The 16,336-nt window shown below is 67.2% G+C and carries 21 protein-coding genes; 11 read left to right on the forward strand and 10 right to left on the reverse strand.

Translation table 11 applies throughout. From position 1 onward, the window contains the following. The first annotated feature begins 11 nt into the window (after positions 1-11). Positions 12-1,187, forward strand: a complete 1,176-nt coding sequence (locus WDN01_17870) for a hypothetical protein (GenBank protein MEJ0027896.1) — start codon at positions 12-14, stop codon at positions 1,185-1,187. Between the two features lie 57 nt (positions 1,188-1,244). Continuing rightward, entirely contained in the window at positions 1,245-1,655 is a 411-nt protein-coding gene (locus tag WDN01_17875) for a hypothetical protein (protein MEJ0027897.1), read from the forward strand. A gap of 2 nt (positions 1,656-1,657) precedes the next feature. Here the strand turns inward: WDN01_17875 and WDN01_17880 are convergent, their stop codons facing one another. The 5 genes from WDN01_17880 to WDN01_17900 form a co-directional block, all read right to left on the reverse strand. Then, the gene (locus WDN01_17880; protein MEJ0027898.1) at positions 1,658-2,167 is read right to left on the reverse strand and encodes a GAF domain-containing protein; all 510 of its coding nucleotides are present in this window, start codon (positions 2,165-2,167) and stop codon (positions 1,658-1,660) included. Further along, positions 2,167-2,556: a peptide-methionine (R)-S-oxide reductase MsrB gene (msrB, locus tag WDN01_17885; GenBank protein MEJ0027899.1), complete on the reverse strand. Its 390-nt coding sequence runs from the start codon at positions 2,554-2,556 to the stop codon at positions 2,167-2,169. Before msrB ends, WDN01_17880 begins: the two co-directional genes overlap by 1 nt. Positions 2,557-2,604: 48 nt before the next feature. Next, positions 2,605-3,126, reverse strand: coding sequence for a hypothetical protein (locus tag WDN01_17890; protein ID MEJ0027900.1), 522 nt, complete (start codon positions 3,124-3,126; stop codon positions 2,605-2,607). Between the two features lie 5 nt (positions 3,127-3,131). Beyond that, positions 3,132-3,551, reverse strand: a complete 420-nt coding sequence (mscL, locus tag WDN01_17895) for a large conductance mechanosensitive channel protein MscL (protein MEJ0027901.1) — start codon at positions 3,549-3,551, stop codon at positions 3,132-3,134. Positions 3,552-3,623: 72 nt separating this feature from the next. Continuing rightward, positions 3,624-4,034, reverse strand: a complete 411-nt coding sequence (locus WDN01_17900; GenBank protein ID MEJ0027902.1) for a VanZ family protein — start codon at positions 4,032-4,034, stop codon at positions 3,624-3,626. A 287-nt stretch (positions 4,035-4,321) separates the two neighbouring features. On the opposite strand from WDN01_17900, the gene rpmI reads away from it, so the two are divergent. The 6 genes from rpmI (at position 4,322) to WDN01_17930 (ending at position 10,514) form a co-directional block, all read left to right on the forward strand. Beyond that, positions 4,322-4,528 carry a 50S ribosomal protein L35 gene (rpmI, locus tag WDN01_17905; GenBank protein MEJ0027903.1) on the forward strand — a complete coding sequence of 69 codons (207 nt, stop codon included), beginning with the start codon at positions 4,322-4,324 and terminating at the stop codon, positions 4,526-4,528. Between the two features lie 3 nt (positions 4,529-4,531). Beyond that, a complete protein-coding gene (rplT, locus tag WDN01_17910; protein MEJ0027904.1) occupies positions 4,532-4,897 on the forward strand; it encodes a 50S ribosomal protein L20 in 366 nt (121 codons plus the stop codon). A 129-nt stretch (positions 4,898-5,026) separates the two neighbouring features. Further along, positions 5,027-6,106: a phenylalanine--tRNA ligase subunit alpha gene (pheS, locus tag WDN01_17915; GenBank protein ID MEJ0027905.1), complete on the forward strand. Its 1,080-nt coding sequence runs from the start codon at positions 5,027-5,029 to the stop codon at positions 6,104-6,106. After that, positions 6,103-8,499 (forward strand): phenylalanine--tRNA ligase subunit beta, encoded by a 2,397-nt coding sequence (pheT, locus tag WDN01_17920; GenBank protein MEJ0027906.1) that lies wholly within the window; start codon positions 6,103-6,105, stop codon positions 8,497-8,499. Before pheS ends, pheT begins: the two co-directional genes overlap by 4 nt. 170 nt (positions 8,500-8,669) lie before the next feature. After that, positions 8,670-9,788, forward strand: a complete 1,119-nt coding sequence (locus WDN01_17925; GenBank protein ID MEJ0027907.1) for a hypothetical protein — start codon at positions 8,670-8,672, stop codon at positions 9,786-9,788. A gap of 9 nt (positions 9,789-9,797) precedes the next feature. Then, positions 9,798-10,514: a hypothetical protein gene (locus WDN01_17930; protein MEJ0027908.1), complete on the forward strand. Its 717-nt coding sequence runs from the start codon at positions 9,798-9,800 to the stop codon at positions 10,512-10,514. A 10-nt stretch (positions 10,515-10,524) separates the two neighbouring features. On the opposite strand, the gene WDN01_17935 is transcribed toward WDN01_17930, so the two are convergent. Together WDN01_17935 and WDN01_17940 are read right to left on the reverse strand one after the other, a co-directional pair. Beyond that, entirely contained in the window at positions 10,525-11,109 is a 585-nt protein-coding gene (locus tag WDN01_17935) for a TIGR02466 family protein (protein ID MEJ0027909.1), read from the reverse strand. Beyond that, positions 11,110-11,559 (reverse strand): MAPEG family protein, encoded by a 450-nt coding sequence (locus WDN01_17940; GenBank protein ID MEJ0027910.1) that lies wholly within the window; start codon positions 11,557-11,559, stop codon positions 11,110-11,112. A gap of 174 nt (positions 11,560-11,733) precedes the next feature. Between WDN01_17940 and WDN01_17945 the strand changes: the two genes are divergently transcribed. Beyond that, positions 11,734-11,979, forward strand: a complete 246-nt coding sequence (locus tag WDN01_17945; protein MEJ0027911.1) for a hypothetical protein — start codon at positions 11,734-11,736, stop codon at positions 11,977-11,979. A gap of 145 nt (positions 11,980-12,124) precedes the next feature. On the opposite strand, the gene gloB is transcribed toward WDN01_17945, so the two are convergent. After that, positions 12,125-12,889: a hydroxyacylglutathione hydrolase gene (gene gloB / locus WDN01_17950; GenBank protein MEJ0027912.1), complete on the reverse strand. Its 765-nt coding sequence runs from the start codon at positions 12,887-12,889 to the stop codon at positions 12,125-12,127. Positions 12,890-12,974: 85 nt separating this feature from the next. On the opposite strand from gloB, the gene WDN01_17955 reads away from it, so the two are divergent. Both WDN01_17955 and WDN01_17960 read left to right on the forward strand, forming a co-directional pair. After that, positions 12,975-13,709, forward strand: a complete 735-nt coding sequence (locus WDN01_17955; protein MEJ0027913.1) for a methyltransferase domain-containing protein — start codon at positions 12,975-12,977, stop codon at positions 13,707-13,709. A gap of 261 nt (positions 13,710-13,970) precedes the next feature. Beyond that, complete coding sequence (locus WDN01_17960; GenBank protein ID MEJ0027914.1) at positions 13,971-14,243, forward strand: hypothetical protein; 273 nt, start codon at positions 13,971-13,973, stop codon at positions 14,241-14,243. A 174-nt stretch (positions 14,244-14,417) separates the two neighbouring features. Here WDN01_17960 and metW read toward each other — a convergent pair whose 3' ends face one another. Together metW and WDN01_17970 are read right to left on the reverse strand one after the other, a co-directional pair. Next, positions 14,418-15,029, reverse strand: coding sequence for a methionine biosynthesis protein MetW (gene metW / locus WDN01_17965; protein ID MEJ0027915.1), 612 nt, complete (start codon positions 15,027-15,029; stop codon positions 14,418-14,420). Beyond that, the gene (locus tag WDN01_17970; GenBank protein MEJ0027916.1) at positions 15,026-16,192 is read right to left on the reverse strand and encodes a homoserine O-acetyltransferase; all 1,167 of its coding nucleotides are present in this window, start codon (positions 16,190-16,192) and stop codon (positions 15,026-15,028) included. Before WDN01_17970 ends, metW begins: the two co-directional genes overlap by 4 nt. Positions 16,193-16,336: the final 144 nt, after the last annotated feature.

Genomic DNA, 16,336 nt, shown 5'->3' on the forward strand with positions numbered 1-16,336 from the left:
CATAAAGAGGCATGAACGAGCATCGCCACGCCGCGGTCCATGATGCGGTCGGACCCGACCTTCCCTTGAACGAAGCGGTCGCGGCGCTGGCGCTGGGGGTGATCGCGCTGCTGTTCGCCGGCGTGCTGCCGGCGCTCCTCGGCGCGCTGGGGGAGGAGCACCGGCTCTCAGCCGCGGGCTTCGGGCTGACCGCCACCGCCGAAGGCCTCGCGATGGGCCTCGCCACGCTCGCCGCCGGTATCGTCCTGCCGCCGCGCCATTTGAAGCTTATCGGCGCGGGCGCCGCCCTCGCCCTGGCCGCGATCGACTTTTCCACGCTGCACGCCGCCGGGACGGCGATCATGGCGATCCGGGCCCTCGCCGGCGTCGCGGAGGGCATCCTGCTGTGGATCGTGACCAGCATGATCGCACGCACCGCGATGCCGGAGCGCTGGGCCGGCATCTACTTCACCGCGCTCTGCGCCGGCCAGATGGTGGCGGCCCTTCTCTTCGCGGTGTGGATATTGCCGGCCTTCGGTGCCGATGGCGGCTTCGCCGCCCTGGCCTTGGCCAGCGTCGCCGGCATTGCCGCCGCCGTCTTCCTGCCGGACCGCTTCGCGCCCCTGCTGACGGACGAAAGTCTGAGCGGCTCGCCGCCGCCGCGCGGCTGGTTCGCCCTGTTCGCCACGCTGATCTATATCGGCGCCACCGCCACGGTCGGCGTCTACCTCGAGCCGTTCGCGCGGCAAGCCGGTCTCGGCCCCGACGTGGCGCGCACCGCGGTATGGACCTCGCTGGCGGCGCAGATCGCGGGCGGCGCCTTTTCGACGGTGCTGGCCGGCCATGTCCGCTGGCTGACCGTGTTCGTCGGCTCCAGCATCGCCTTCCTCGTCAATTGGGGCGTCTTCCTGCTGCATGCGCCGGGCTGGGCCTTCATCGCCGCCAACGCGCTGGGCGGTTTCGTCAGCATCGTCGTCGCCGCCTTCATCGTGCCCATGACCATCGAGGCCGATCCCTCGCGCCGCGCCGCCGTGCTGGGCGGCAGCACGCAGGTGCTGGCCGGCGCGCTCGGTCCCTTCGCGGCATCTTTCGTCGTCGCCGACGACGACGTGCATGGCGCGATTCTTCTGGGCACAGTATCGTTGTTCGCCGGCCTTGCGTTGATTGCAGGACTGCACGTCACCGCGCCGAAGGCATCGGCTCGCTGAACCAACCCGCGGCCTGGCCGTTCACCGGCTTCAAGTCGCGCGAACAAGGAGATGGACATGGCCGCGAAGAAGAAAAAGCGGAAGACGACGAAGGCGACAAAGACGACGAAAACGATTGCCAAGAAGAAGGCGCCGGTGAAGCGCAAGGCCGTTAAGGCCGCGCGCAAAGCCGCGCCCAAGAAGAAGACGGCGCCGAAGAAGAAGGTCGCGGTCAAGGCAAAGGCCGCGGTCAAGACGAAGACCAAGGCCAAGAAGGCCGTCAAGCGCACGCCGAAGGGCGAATATGGTGAGGGTAATTACAAGGCCTCGAAGCGCTTCCGCACGAGCGAGGAAGCCTTCGTGAAGGCGAACAAGACGAAGATCCCGGCGCTGGGCAAGGCGGCCGAGGAAGCCCTGGAGGGGCCGGAAGGCGATGAGCTGCGGGCCGCGGAAGCGGAAGCCGCCAACCACGCCGCCGGCCAGGGCTGACGTCAGATCGGATCGCTCGCCGCCGTCCAAAGGGCGGCGAGCGCTTCCAGCCCTTTCGCATCCTCGCCGTCGAACCGTCCCGGGACGGGACTGTCGAGGTCGAGCACGCCGATCAGGCGGCCGTCCTTGAGCAGCGGCAACACGATCTCCGACCGCGAGGCCGCGTCGCAGGCGATGTGGCCGGGAAAGGCTTCGACGTCGGGCACCACCACCGTCTCGCGCCGCGCCGCCGCGGTGCCGCAGACGCCCCGGCCGAGCTCGATCCGCACGCAGGCCGGCTTGCCCTGGAACGGGCCGAGCACGAGGACTTGTTCTCGGGCCGCGCCTTCGGCGCTGCGCAGGAAATAGAATCCCGCCCAGTTGAGCTCCGCGAGGCCCATATAAAGGAGTCCCGCGAGATTGGCGGCATTGGCGATGCCGTCGCGCTCGCCGGCGAACAGGCCCTCGGCCATCAGCGCGAGCTGGCGGTAGATTTCGGGCTTGGTGCCGGTCGGGCGGTCGGCGTCGAACATCAGGATTTCGGCTCGAATTTCAGCGCCGCGCCGTTCATGCAGTAGCGCAGGCCCGTCGGACGCGGCCCGTCGGGAAAGACATGGCCGAGATGGCCGCCGCAATTGGCGCAAAGGACCTCGTCCCGCACCATGCCGTGGCTGACATCCGTGTTGATCGCGACCGCTCCGTCCCTGGCCTGGTAGAAGCTCGGCCAGCCCGAGCCGCTCTCATACTTGGTCGCGGAGTCGTAAAGCGCCGCGCCGCACCCGGCACAGAGGAATTCGCCCGCCCGCTTCTCGCGGTTGAGGGGGCTGGACCCGGCCGGCTCGGTGCCGTGCTCGCGCAGCACGCGATACTGCGCCGGGCTGAGCGCGCTGCGCCATTCCTGTTCGGTTTTCTTGATGGTCATGGTTCTCTCCTGTCGTCGCGCCTTAATTCGCGCGCGGGACCCGTCCGGTTACTGGAAATGGAGCACCTGGCCCAGCGTCTGGCTCAGGCGGCCCTTGTTGCCGAAATCCCAGGTCCCGCCATAGCCGATATCGTCCACCCGCCAGCCCTCCGGCGTGTTCGACAGATAGACCGTGTCGGTCCATTGCGTCGGCTTTTGCCCGGGCGTGGCGTAGCTCAGCGAGGCGGTGCAGCGTCCTGTCGGCCCCGTCGCGGTGCAGGCGCCCACCGTGACCTGCGTCGCGCCCTCGAACAGCGAGCTGAAAATGTCGCCCTCGACCAGGGGCGGGGCGTCCTCGTTGGTGGCCGCAAAGCGGGTTTCGGCGTCGCCGGCGTCGCCCAGCAGGGCATCGAGGCGCGGCGACAGGAAAGGGCGATAGCGCGCCCGCCCCGCCGCGTCCGGGATGCCGTGGGACGGATGGAACGTCTGATAGACGCCGTAGAAGCCCTCCGCCGCGCCGCGCAGCGCCGCCGTATCGTCGGCCAGGACCGGGCCGGCGAACGCCGCCAGCGCCAGCGCGAGAGCGATCATGCGCCTCATTTCGCGTCCGCCTTCAGGGCGTCGCGGATCTCGCGCAGCAGCTTGATGTCTTCCGGCGGCTCGGCGGGCGAGGTTTCCGGTGGCGGCGCCTTCAGCTTGTTGATCTGGCGCAGCAGCAGGAACAGCACGAAGGCGACGATCAGGAAATTCAGGATCGTGTTCACGAACAATCCGTAGTTGAGCGTCACGGTGCCGGCATCGGCCGCGGCCTTGATCGACGCCACCGCATGGTTGCCCTTGAGCACGATGAAGAAGTTCGAAAAATCGATGCCGCCCAGAAGCAGTCCGACCGGCGGCATCAGGATGTCCTTGACCAGCGAGTTGACGATGCCGGTGAAGGCCGCGCCGACGATCACGCCGACCGCCAGGTCGATCACGTTGCCGCGCATCACGAAGGTGCGGAACTCCTTGAACATGGGGTCCTCCGGTTCGATCGGGTCGGTGTCGATTGTACCGGCCCTTTGGCGCCGCTTCACGTCTCGCGTTGACTAACCGTCCGACGGGGGCGTCTCGTCTTCGACGACCCTTCGCGCCCGCAACAGGGCGATGCCGGCCCAGCCCAGCCCGAGCCCGGTGGCCGCTCCCAGCGTATTGGCAACCTCGTCGAATATATCCGCGTCGCGGCCGGTCAGCCCCTGGACGATCTCCAGCGCCCCGCCCAGCGCCACCAGTCCCAGGGCCCACCACAGCGCCCGGCGGTCGGCACGCACCGCGATGGTCGTCATCAGCGCCAGTCCGAAATAGGCCGTGAAATGCAGCGACTTATCCCAGAAGTCGTGCTCCAATTCGTCGACCAGGGCGGAGTGCGTCAGCTCGCCGAGCACGACGACGACGACCGCGGGCGCGATCAGCCAAGTGTCGATCTGGCGCAACCAATGAAGGAATTTGCGTGGGGGCATGTTCGCTTGCGGACGTTGCGGACCATTAAGACGTTTTTTCCGCGCGCGAGGCCAGACGCACATTCCCGCAGGCGGCTGCCGCCGGCCGGAAGCCGGGATAATGGAGTAAAGCCAGGAGCTTGCTTGCCGTGGCGACCGGGGCTCGCGGGCCCGAACCTGGCGACGTCCGCCTTGCAATCCGCAGAACTCCCCTTTAAGACGCCGGCTCTTTCGTGAGCGGCCGGGCAGGGCATGCCCAGGCGGCTCGTAAAGCGAACCGGGCCGACGGCCTTAAGGAGACACGCGAAATGCCCAAGATGAAGACCAAGTCGGGCGCCAAAAAGCGCTTCAAATTCACCGCGAACGGCAAGATCAAGACCCATCAGGTCGGCAAGCGCCATCGCTTGATCAACAACTCGCCGGCCCGCACGCGCAATTTGCGCGGCACGGCGGTGCTGTCGGAATCCGAGACCCAGCGCGTCAAGCGCTGGATGCCGTATGGCGGGGGTATCTGAACCATGTCGCGCGCCCCCCGTTCCGTACCCAGCCACGCCCGCCGCAAGAAGGTCTTCAAGGCCGCCAAGGGCTTCTACGGCCGCCGCAAGAACACGATCACCTCGGCCAATGCCGCGGTCGACCGCTCGCTGCAGCACAATTACATCGGCCGCAAGGAGAAGAAGCGCAATTTCCGCGCCCTCTGGATCCAGCGCATCAACGCCGGCTGCCGCCTCTACGGCATCACCTACAGCCGATTTATCAGCGGGCTCGCCAAGGCGGGCATCGAGATCGACCGCAAGGTCCTCTCCGATCTCGCCACGCACGAGCCCGGTGCCTTCAAGGCCCTGGTGGATCAGGCGTCGGCGAACGCACCGTCGCTCGGTTAAGTCGCCTTCCACCGGGGAAATTGTTCCCCTTTTCGTCATCGCCCGCTTTATGCGGGCGACCCATTTTCGTCTAGGAAATTGGGTTGCCGGGCAGGCCGGCAATGACGGACGAAATGATGGAAGAAAATCGTGAGCGACATCACTGAACTCCAACGCGAGCTTCTGGGCGCAGTGTCGGCTGCGTCGGACGAGGCCGCGCTCGAAGCCATCCGCGTCTCCGCCCTCGGCAAGAGGGGCTCGGTCAGCGAACTCCTGAAGACGCTGGGCGGCATGACCGCCGAGGAACGCAAGGTCAACGGCCCTTTGTTCAACGGCCTGCGCGACACGGTCGGCGCCGCCATTGCCGCGCGCAAGGCCGCGCTCGGCGACGCCGCGCTCAACGCGCGCCTGGCGGGCGAGAAGATCGACGTCACGCTGCCGCCGCGGCCGAGCCCGCAAGGCAGCATCCATCCCGTCTCCCAGGTGTTCGACGAGATCACCACGATCCTGGGCGATCTGGGATTCACCGTCGGCGAAGGGCCGGACGTCGAATATGACGACTACAATTTCACCAGGCTGAACATCCCGCCCGATCATCCGGCGCGGCAGATGCAGGACACCTTCTACCTCGCCCGGCAGGCCGACGGCAGCCAGCACATCCTGCGCACCCACACCTCGCCGGTGCAGGTGCGGACCATGCTCAAGCAGAAACCGCCGATCCGCGTCGTGGCGCCGGGGCGCACCTACCGCGTCGACAGCGACGCCACGCATTCGCCCATGTTCCACCAGTTCGAGCTCCTGGTGATCGACAAGGACATCCATCTCGGCCATCTCAAATGGACCATCGAGGAATTCTGCAAGGCGTTCTTCGAGGTCGACAAGGTCGAGCTGCGGGCGCGGCCGAGCTTCTTCCCCTTCACCGAACCCTCGGTCGAATGGGACCTGCGCTGCGACCGCTCGGTGCCGGGCAGGATCACCTTCGGCCATGGCAATGACTGGCTGGAGCTCGGCGGCTCCGGCATGGTCAATCCGAAAGTGCTGGAGATGTGCGGCCTCGACCCCGATGTGCATCAGGGCTTCGCCTTCGGCGGCGGCATCGACCGGCTCGGCATGCTGAAATACGGCATCCCCGACATCCGCTCCTTCTTCGAATCCGACCTGCGCTGGCTGCGCCATTACGGCTTCGCGGCGCTCGACACGCCGACCCTCGACGGAGGGCTCAGCCGATGAAATTCACGCTCTCCTGGCTCAAGGAGCATCTCGACACCGACGCCGACGCCGCGACGATCGCGGACAAGCTCACCGCCATCGGTCTCGAAGTGGAATCGATCGAAGACGCCGGCGCGCGCCTGAAGGATTTCGTGGTCGGCTATGTCGTGTCGGCCGAGAAGCATCCCAATGCCGACAAGCTGAAGCTCTGCATGGTCGATGCCGGCGCCGGTGCGCCGATCCAGGTGGTTTGCGGCGCGCCCAACGCGCATGCCGGCATGAAAGGCGTGTTTGCGCGGGCCGGCATCGTCATCCCGGTGACGGGCGAGGTGCTGAAGACCGGCACGATCCGCGGCGTCGAATCGCGCGGCATGCTGTGCTCCGCGCGCGAGCTGCTGCTCGGCGAGGATCACGACGGCATCATCGAACTCTCCGCCGCTGCCAAGGTCGGCGAACCGGTGGCGAAAGCGCTCGGCCTCACCGATCCGGTGATCGATGTGAATCTCACGCCCAATCGCGGCGACGCGGCCGGGGTCTACGGCATCGCGCGCGATCTCGCGGCATCGGGCCTGGGCACGCTCAAGGACGGATCGGTCGCGCCGGTGCCGGGTTCGTTTCCCTCGCCCAAGACCATCGCGCTCGATTTCGATGCCGCGGCGAAAGATGCCTGCCCGCTCTTCGCCGGCCGTCTGGTGCGCGGCGTCAAGAACGGCCCTTCGCCCAAATGGGTGCAGGATCGTCTCAAGGCCGTCGGCCTCCGGCCGATTTCCGCCCTGGTCGACGTGACCAATCTGTTGTCGCTCGACCGCGCCAGGCCGCTGCATGTGTTCGACGCCGACAAGCTGACCGGCAATCTCCACGCCCGCCTCGCGAAAGACGGCGAGCAGCTTCATGCGCTGGACGGCAAGACCTATACGCTCGATGCGGACATGACCGTCATCGCCGACGACGCGGCGGCGCGCGGCATCGCCGGCGTCATGGGCGGCGCGGACAGCGGCTGCTCGGAGACGACCACCAACGTCTTCATCGAATCGGCCTATTTCGATCCGGTCCGCACCGCGCGCACCGGGCGCAGGCTGGGCATCGTGTCGGATGCGCGCTACCGCTTCGAGCGCGGCGTCGATCCCGAATTCGTCGTGCCGGGTCTCGAACTCGCCACGCGGCTGATCCTCGACTGGTGCGGCGGCGAGCCCTCCGACATCGTCGTCGCCGGCGCCGTGCCGGACTGGAAGCGGACCATCGCCTTCGATCCTTCCTATGTCGCCCGTCTCGGTGGCATCGACGTGCCGAAGGCGGAAACGGTCTCGATCCTCTCCCGCCTTGGCTTCGCGGTCGAGGACGGCGCGCCGCTGAAAGTCACCCCACCCTCCTGGCGCAGCGATGTCGCCGGCAAGGCCGATCTGGTCGAAGAGGTCGTGCGCATTCACGGCCTCAACAAGGTGCCGTCGGTGCCGCTTTCTCGCGACAATCCCGTCGCCAAGCCGACGCTGACGCCGGCCCAGCGCCGCACCCGCATCGTGCGCCGCACGCTGGCAGCGCGCGGCTTCAACGAGACGATCGGTTTCTCGTTCATTCCCCGCGCCCATGCCGCCCTGTTCGGCGGCGGCGATGCGGCGCGCCAGGTGGAGAACCCGATCGCCGCCGAGCTCGACGCGCTGCGCCCCAGCGTGCTGCCCTCCCTGCTCGCCGCCGCCCAGCGCAATGTCGCGCGCGGCTTCCACGACCTGATGCTGTTCGAGGTCGGCGCCCAGTTCGACAGCGGTATGCCCGAGGCCCAGGCGACGGTCGCCGCCGGCATCCGCACCGGCGAAGGCCTGCGGAGCTGGACGAAGTCCACCCATCCGGCCGACGCCCTCGACGTCAAGGCCGACATGCTGGCGGCGCTGGAAGCCGCCATAGGCGCCGCGATGACCGCGCCGATCAAGCCGGGCGCGCCGTCCTGGTACCATCCGGGCCGCTCCGGCACGCTGGCGCTCGGGCCGAAAATCCTCGCGACCTTCGGCGAGGTGCATCCCAAGGTGCTGGCGGCGTTCGACCTCAAGGGTCCGGTCGCGGCGTTCGAGGTGATCCTCGACGCCGTCCCCGAGTCCAAGGCCAAGGGCAAGGCCCGCTCGGTGTTCGCGCCCTCGCCCTATCAGGCCATCGAGCGCGACTTTGCGTTCCTGGTGGACGCCGGCGTGAGCGCCGACGAGGTGTTGCGCGCCGCCCGGGGCGCCGAGCGCAACCTGATCGAACAGGTGACGCTGTTCGACGTCTATGAAGGCAAGGGCGTGCCCGACGGCAAGAAATCGCTGGCGGTTGCCGTGCGCATCCAGCCGAGGGACGGAACGCTGACCGAACCGCAGATCGAGGCGCTGGCGCAGAAGATCGTCGCCGCCGTCGCCAAGGCGACCGGCGCGGCCTTGCGGACGTAAGTTTCCGTGCGCGGAACCCGCACATTGCGGCGCGATGTCCGGCGGGTTGCCGATTCAGGGCCAATTGTGGCGGGTTTGCCGCATTCCCGCCGCGTTCCCGCTTAACTACATTTTTACCATGTCTCGGCGTGGGGACATCTCCGCGCGCTGACGCCTGCTGGGGGGCCGCTATGGTCGCTTATCTTCCGAAAAACGACGACACCTACGCCGTGCCGGTGCGCCGCAAGAAGCTGAGCCACGAGCTTTTCCACGGCCTGTCGCCGGAGGAGTTCGACCGCGAGGCCAGATCGCTCGCCGATGCGCAGGCGATGACGCCGCAGGTCCGCGCCCGCCTGGAGGCGCAGCTCGTCGAGCGTCTCAAGACCCCGATCGACACGCCGTCCTGGGGTCCCGACTGGGTCAAGCGCGGCGAGCGCGTCTCCGCCGCCAACCAGCACCGCCGCAAGGGCACCTTCGCCTGGTTCGGCAAGAAGGACGAAGACGACGAGGAGGGCGAGGATGACGATGCGACGCCTGATCCCTTGAGCGCGGTCGAACGCGACGACGCCGACATCATCATGCGCAACATGGAGAAGAGCCGCCAGGTCGCGCATTACCGCCCGCTCTATATCGCCGCCCTCGTGCTCGCGATCGCCATCGCCCTGCTCGCGATGTTCGTGGACTACCAGATCATCCGCGGCGATGTGTGGACGCGCGCGCTGTCGAACGAGTTCATGGTCGTTCCCGCCAGCCTGCAAAGCACCGTGATCTTCAAGAGCCTGCAGGTGATCTTCGCGGTCCTGATCGTGCACTTCTTCCTGAAGATCACCGGCGTCTACGGCCGCAACACGATGATCGCGACCGCCTTCGTGCTGGCGCTCGTCATGATCGGCTGCCTCGGCTATCTCGTCGCCTACAACAACATGGCCGGCGGCACCTCCGCCACGCTGGAACAGCCGCGCGAGGACGGCGCCAGCGGCGCCGGGTCGAGCTCCATCGACGCCCTGTTCACCGCGCCCAAACCGGCCTCCGACCCGCGCATGGCGACGCTGACGCCGGCCTCGGACGGCGTCTCGCTCGGCCTGCCGAAGCTGTCGACGGCCTCGCTGGCGGCGGCCGATTCCTGGTTCTGGCTCGCCTTCGCCTCGGTGATCTTCTTCATCGTGACCACGGTGGCGGCGCTTTACATGCTCACGGTCGAGAACAATGTGCGCAACCTGCACATCGCGCGCGACTACAAGCACCGCCAGCGCCAGTTCGCCCAGCTCCACCTGCTGCAGCTCGCCGACAAGCGCGGCGGCGGGGCGTAGCGCCCCGGCATGAAGATCCTGCTCGCGGCGGTCACGGCAATCGGACTCACCGGCGGCGGCGTCATGGCCGTGCACGCGACGCGCGACGCCGACATCGTCATGGCCTCGCTCAACGAGGAAGCGGCGATTCCGGCGCAGCGGCTCGTCATCGGGCTCGACATCTCCAAGTCCAACCCGCTGGTCGACGACCAGCAATTCGCCGACAAGGTGGCCGCCCGCATCGCCAATATCGTGCGCGGGCTGGGCATGGCGTCGGAGGTGCATGTGCGCACCTTCGGCAGCTACGACGCCTCGTCGAACAATTTCTACTACGACGCGCTGATTTCGGCGCGGAACCGTCCCGACCATGTCGCCGGCGAAATCCAGAAGCTGATCGCCGGCACGCCCTATCTCGTGAACAGCGGCAAATGGCGTTCGCAGGACAACACCAACATCCTCGCCTTCCTCGACAATGTGGCGCAGAGCATCGGCTGCGGCAGCCTGCCGACGACCGTGGTCCTGGCGTCGGACGGCGTCGAGGATTCAGAATATGTCCGCCTCCAGCGCCCCGGCGCCCATCTGCCGCCGCCGGACGGGCGGCCCTTCCGCGGCTGCGCGGAGATGGAAATCCTCGGCATCGGCCAGGGCACGGGCAGCCCCGTCGAAACCATCCGGCTGCGGACGGAATGGGGTCGCTGGGCCGTCGCCTCGGGCTTCCGCCGCTTCGTCGGCCTGAACGACTGGTAGGCCGCTTGGCCTAGCGATAGTTGAAGCTGATCGAGATGCGCGGCTTGCGCGCGTCGTTCTGCGGCACGTCGTGGCGCAGCCAGCTCTCCCACAGCAGAAGCGTGCCCGGCTTGGGCGCCAGCGTCGCGAAGGGCTTCTCGCGCGCGGTCGGCCGCTTCACCGGCGCCGCCATCATCAGGGGCAGGCGGGGGTCCTCGAAGCGGATGGCGCTCGCGCCCTTGGGCAGCGCCACGTAATAGGTGCCGCTGATCGCCGAATGGGGATGGATATGCGCGGCGTGCACCGCGCCGGGCTCCATGACGTTCAGCCACAGGCTGTCGAGCGCGAGCCTCGTCCGCGCGAACTGCAAGTCCCGCGCGAAGCGGCGGACATGGGGATCGATGCGGGCGACGAGCTCGGCGAATTCCGGCGCGCGGGTCGGCAAATCGTCGAGCGAGGCATAGGAGGTATAGCCGCGATAGCCATGCGCCTTGGCCCAGCGCCGCCCCGCCAGGTCGTCGCGCGCGATGGCGAGGCAGACGCGCGCCAGCGCCGCATTGGCGGCGGCCGGCAATTGCGCCTTGTAGATCTGGGTCGCGAAATAAGCCTTCGCCATTCAGAGTGCCGGAAAGAACAGGGCGCCGAGCAGCAGGAGGATCGCCAGCAGCGAGACCAGCCACACCAGCGTCCGCAGTCCCGGCACGCCGAAGCCGTAGAGCGGCAGATAGACGATGCGCGTCGCCAGATAGATCTCGCTCCCCCACACCGTCGCCCAATTGTGCCGTGCCGTCAGCGCCAGGAGGATCACGATCGTCGCGAAAAACGGAAACGTCTCCATGAAATTGCGCGCGGCGCGCTCCAGCCTGCCGGCGACCGGTCCGACCGGCGGCGGCGGTTCGTCCCGCGCCCCGACATTCCATTTGAGCCCGCGCTGGCCGTTGCCGGTGCGCGCGGCGACCAGAAGCTGGAACAGCCCCAGCGCCACCGCGAGCGCCAGCACGGTGAATTCCGTACCGAGCCCGCCGAGCGAGAATTCGTAAACCGGCAGATTGTGAAGAAATTGCATGATGCCCCCCGTTTGGGGGCGAGCGTAACCCGTCATCGGCCCTTCCTCCATGGCGGGAACCACAACGGTTACATTTGCGCCATGATCGCGCCGGGCGCGGTCAAGTTCCACTCCTTAGTGGTTCGTTGACATGGTTTGTGCGATCCTCGCCCGGTCGTCGAAGGGGATTGTCCGATGCGCGTTCTGTTTCCGCTTGCCGCCGTGGGTTTGTTGGGTTTCGCGCTGTCCGGCTGCATCGCCTACGATGTCGCGAGCGCCGGCGTCGGCGTGGCCACCACCGTGGTGAGCACGACCGCCCACGTCGCCGGCAGCGTCGTGCGGGGCGCGGCCGACACCGTCGGCGGCGATTCCGATGACGACGACGATTCCAGCCACCATCATCGCCACCACCACAGCGATGACGACGACGACGACAAGTAAGCCGTAAGCCAATTTCGTCTTTGCGAGACGATTTCCAGACTGTCATTCCCGCGTAGGCGGGAATCCAGTCTTGGCGGATTGTCCGGTCCGTGGATGCCCGACTTCGCGGGCATCACAACGTGTTTCGGCCAAAGGCCGCTGCGCGTCAGAAATTGTCCTTCCGCTTGCGCATCTCGGCGAAGACGTCGACGTCGCTCGCATGGATCAGGCCGAGCGAATGGCGGATCTCGGCCGAACCCGGCCGCAGGAAGGGATTGGTCAGCTTCTCGAGCCCGATGGTCGACGGGATGGTCGGGGCTCCCTTGGCGCGCAGGACCTCGACCTCGCGCTGGCGCTGCGCCAGCGTCGCGTTCCCCGGCTCGAGCGTCAGGGCGAAACGGCCGTTGCTCAGCGTGTATTCGTGGCCGCAATAGACCCGCGTCGCGTCGGGCAGCGTCATCAGCTTGGACAGGCTCGCCCACATCATCGCGGGCGTGCCCTCGAACAGCCGCCCGCATCCCATCGCGAACAGCGTGTCGCCGGTGAACACCGCGTCGTCGAACACGAAGGCGATATGGGCCCTGGTATGCGCCGGGATCTCCAGCACCGGCACGCTGCGCGCGCCGAAGGTCCAGGGCGCGTCTTCGCCCACGCCCTCGTCGATGCCGGGGATGCGTTCGCGGTCCTTCTCCGGCCCCACCACCTTGGCGCCGAATTGCTCCTTGAGCGGAAGGTTCCCGCCCGTGTGGTCGAAATGATGATGGGTGTTCAGGATATGGGTCAGCGCCCAGCCATGCCGCGACAGCCCCTGGCGCACCGGCTCGGGCTCGGACGGATCGACCACCGCCGTCAGCTTCGCATCCGCGTCATGGACCAGATAGGCGTAATTGTCCTTCAGGCACGGAACGAGTTCGATCTCAAGCGCGGCCATATTGTTGTCCTTTTGCGCGAATAGGGACCCTAACAGCGGGCCTGCGCGCGTTGAACCGGACGCGGCGTCGCGCTAGGCAATGAGCATGCAACTTGATGCCGCAGACTTGGCGGATTTCTACGAGGCGCCGCTGGGCCTTTTGACGCGGCGCATCATCGCCCGCCAGATGCGTGTCCTGTGGCCCTCGGCCAGGGGCACCTGCCTGCTTGGCTACGGTTTCGCCGTGCCTTATTTGAGGCAGTTCCAGGCGGAGGCGGAGCGTGTCGTCGCGCTCATGCCGGCGCAGCAGGGCGTCGTCGCCTGGCCCCCTGCCCGTTCCTTGACCGCGCTCGGCGACGAGGCGGCGCTGCCCTTTCCCGATGCCTTCTTCGACCGCATCCTCGTCGTGCACGGCCTGGAAGGCGCGGACGGCGCGCGTCCCTTGCTACGCCAGCTCTGGCGCGTGCTGGCGCCGGAAGGCCGCCTGCTGCTGGTCGCGCCCAACCGCACCAGCCTGTGGGCCCAGCTCGACCGCTCGCCCTTCGGCATCGGCCGGCCCTTCAGCCGCGGCGAGCTCGACCGTCTGCTGCGCGGCGCCCTGTTCGAACCGCTGGCCTGGGATCGCGCGCTCTACATGCCGCCGTTCCGCGGCCGCCGCCTGGTGCGCACCGGGCTCGGATGGGACCGCGTGCTCAAGCGGATCGCGCCGGGCATCGCGGGCGTGCATCTGGTCGAGGCCGGCAAGACATTCTACGGCGCTGCGCCCGTGCGGGTCGGCAAGACGGTTTCGCAATGGTCGCCCGCGCGCGAGGTGCAGGCCACGATGCGCACCGATCGTTAACGAATCGCGGCAACGATGACATCGCCGTCACGATGCAATCCGCTAGTTTGAACCGCATCCGATTTTCGCGCATCGGGCATGCGCTTCAGCGAATGCTGCGCGCAAAGCCCGTTTGCCGCGGAAGAAACGCGCGCCGCCGCGCGAGCGTAATAGGAACGTCATCACTCTGACGGATGCGTGATCGTCCCCCTCTTACATTCGTCATGCTCCTCCCCCAAATGCACCTCACCGGCCGAGTGCCGGTTCAAATAGGAGGATGCGATGAATCTCACGAAATATGTGGTCTCGGCCGCCGTGCTGTCGGTGATGCTGGGGACCGCCGCCGCCGCGCAGACCGACGAGCCGAATACGGTCTTCGGCTGCCTGCACATGCAGAAGAAGGTGTCGGCCGCTCTCGACGCCAACCAGCAGTCGCCGAACTATGCCAAGGCCCAGAGCCAGGCCCGGGGCGCGGCGGGCTTCTGCAACCAAGGCCTCTATAAGTATGGCGTGAACGGCTATTCCAAGGTGCTCGAACTTCTCGGCGCCGGCTGACGTCGGACGTTCGCCCTCCCCTTGAGGGGTTCGTAGCGTCAGCGTACGAACGCGAAGCGCAGCAGGGATTTTGCGAAGCAAATTTCGGGGAGGGGTCGGCCCCGCGCCCCCTCCCCGAAAAATCTTCGCTCCGCTCCGATTTTTCGGCCCTGCCCACAAGGGGACGGTCGACCCTCAGTCCTTTTTCAAAAGAAAGATCGCGCCGTCGGCCAGGATGTTCGGGCCCCAGGATTCCGCCCGCATCGCGCTCGACCGGCCTTTCTCATCCAGCGCCAGCGCGCGCTCGATCTTCGCCCCCATCTCCCGCGCCAGCCCGAGGAAATCGGCGATGGTGCACAGATGGATGTTCGGCGTGTCGTACCAGGAATAGCTCAGCGCGCGCGTCCGCGGCATGCGGCCATGCGCGAGAAGCGACGCGCGCACGCGCCAATGGCCGAAATTCGGCAGCGAGATGACGGTGCGCCGTCCGATCCGCAACAGATGTCCCAGCACGTCCTTCGGATTGCGCGTCGCCTGGATGGTCTGGCTGAGGATCGCCACGTCGAACGCGCCGGAAGGATATTCGCCGAGATCGGTGTCGGCATCGCCCTGCATCACCGGCAGGCCGCGCGCCACGCAGGCATTCACGTTCTGCTGCGACAGCTCGATGCCGCGGCCGTCGACGCCCTTGGTGGTCGACAGCACCTCGAGCAGCGCGCCGTCGCCGCAGCCGACGTCCAGCACGCGGGCGTTCCGGGGGATCATCTCCGCGATCGCCGCCAGGTCGGGGCGGAGCGCCGCCGTCATGCGCCCACCGACTGGGCGACGGAATTCAGGAAGCCGCGGATGGTCGCGAACATCTCCGGCTCGTCGAGCAGGAAGGCGTCGTGGCCGCGGTCGGTCGCGATCTCCACGAAGCTGACGGTGGCGGCGCTGGCGTTCAGCGCATGCGCGACATGCTTGTTCTCCGCGGTGGGAAACAGCCAGTCGCTGGTGAAGGAGACGATGAGAAAGCGCGCCTTGGCGCCGGCGAAGGCCTGCGCCAGCACGCCGCCGCGCTCGGCCGCGAGGTCGAAATAATCCATCGCGCGCGTGATGTAGAGATAGGAATTGGCGTCGAAGCGGTCGACGAAGGCGATGCCTTGATGGCGCAGATAGGATTCGATCTGGAAGTCCGGCCCGAAGCCGAAGGAAATCTGCTCGCGGTCCTGCAATTCGCGGCCGAATTTGCGCTGCAGCGCGGCTTCCGACAGATAGGTGATGTGCGCCGCCATGCGTGCAACCGCGAGGCCCTTCGACGGTTGCACGCCGTGCAATTGATAGGTGCCGTTCTTCCAGTCCGGATCGGCCATGATCGCCTGGCGGCCGACCTCGTGGAAGGCGATGTTCTGCGCCGAATGGCGCGCCGCGCAGGCGATCGGCACGGCGGAGAGGACGCGGTCCGGAAAGTCCGCCGCCCATTGCAGCACCTGCATGCCGCCCATCGAGCCGCCGATCACGCTGAGCACTTTCTCGATGCCGAGCGCATCGAGCAGCATGGCCTGCGCCCGCACCATGTCGCGGATGGTGACCAGCGGGAAGTCGAGGCCGTAGGGCCGCCCCGTCGCCGCGGCGATCTCGGCCGGGCCGGTCGTGCCCATGCAGCCGCCCAGCACGTTGGAGCAGATCACGAAGAACCTGTCGGTATCGATCGGCTTGCCTGGCCCCACCATCGTGTCCCACCAGCCCTGCTTGCCGGTGACGGGATGGGCGGAGGCGGCGAACTGGTCCCCGGTAAGCGCATGGCAGACCAAGACGGCGTTCGATTTGTCCGCATTCAGTGTGCCATAGGTCATGTACGCCACGGTCAGGGGCGCGATCGTCCTGCCGCAATCGAGCATAAGCGGCGCGTCGAAGGTGATCGCATGGCCGATATCGGCGTCGGTGTCGGCCACCGGACGCAGGAATTTCGGATTGCCGACTCCCGCCATTCGCCTCTCTTTTCCGCAGTTGCCCTGACCTAGGGGCGGTTTTGCTAAGGCCAGCGGCCGGCGGTGTCAAACCGGCGCTTTGATTTTGCGCGGCGCCGCCCTTATCAATACCGCCCCTTCGGCCATCCGGCGGGGCGTTTCTTG

This window comes from Rhizomicrobium sp. (assembly GCA_037200985.1).
Lineage (GTDB): Bacteria > Pseudomonadota > Alphaproteobacteria > Micropepsales > Micropepsaceae > Rhizomicrobium.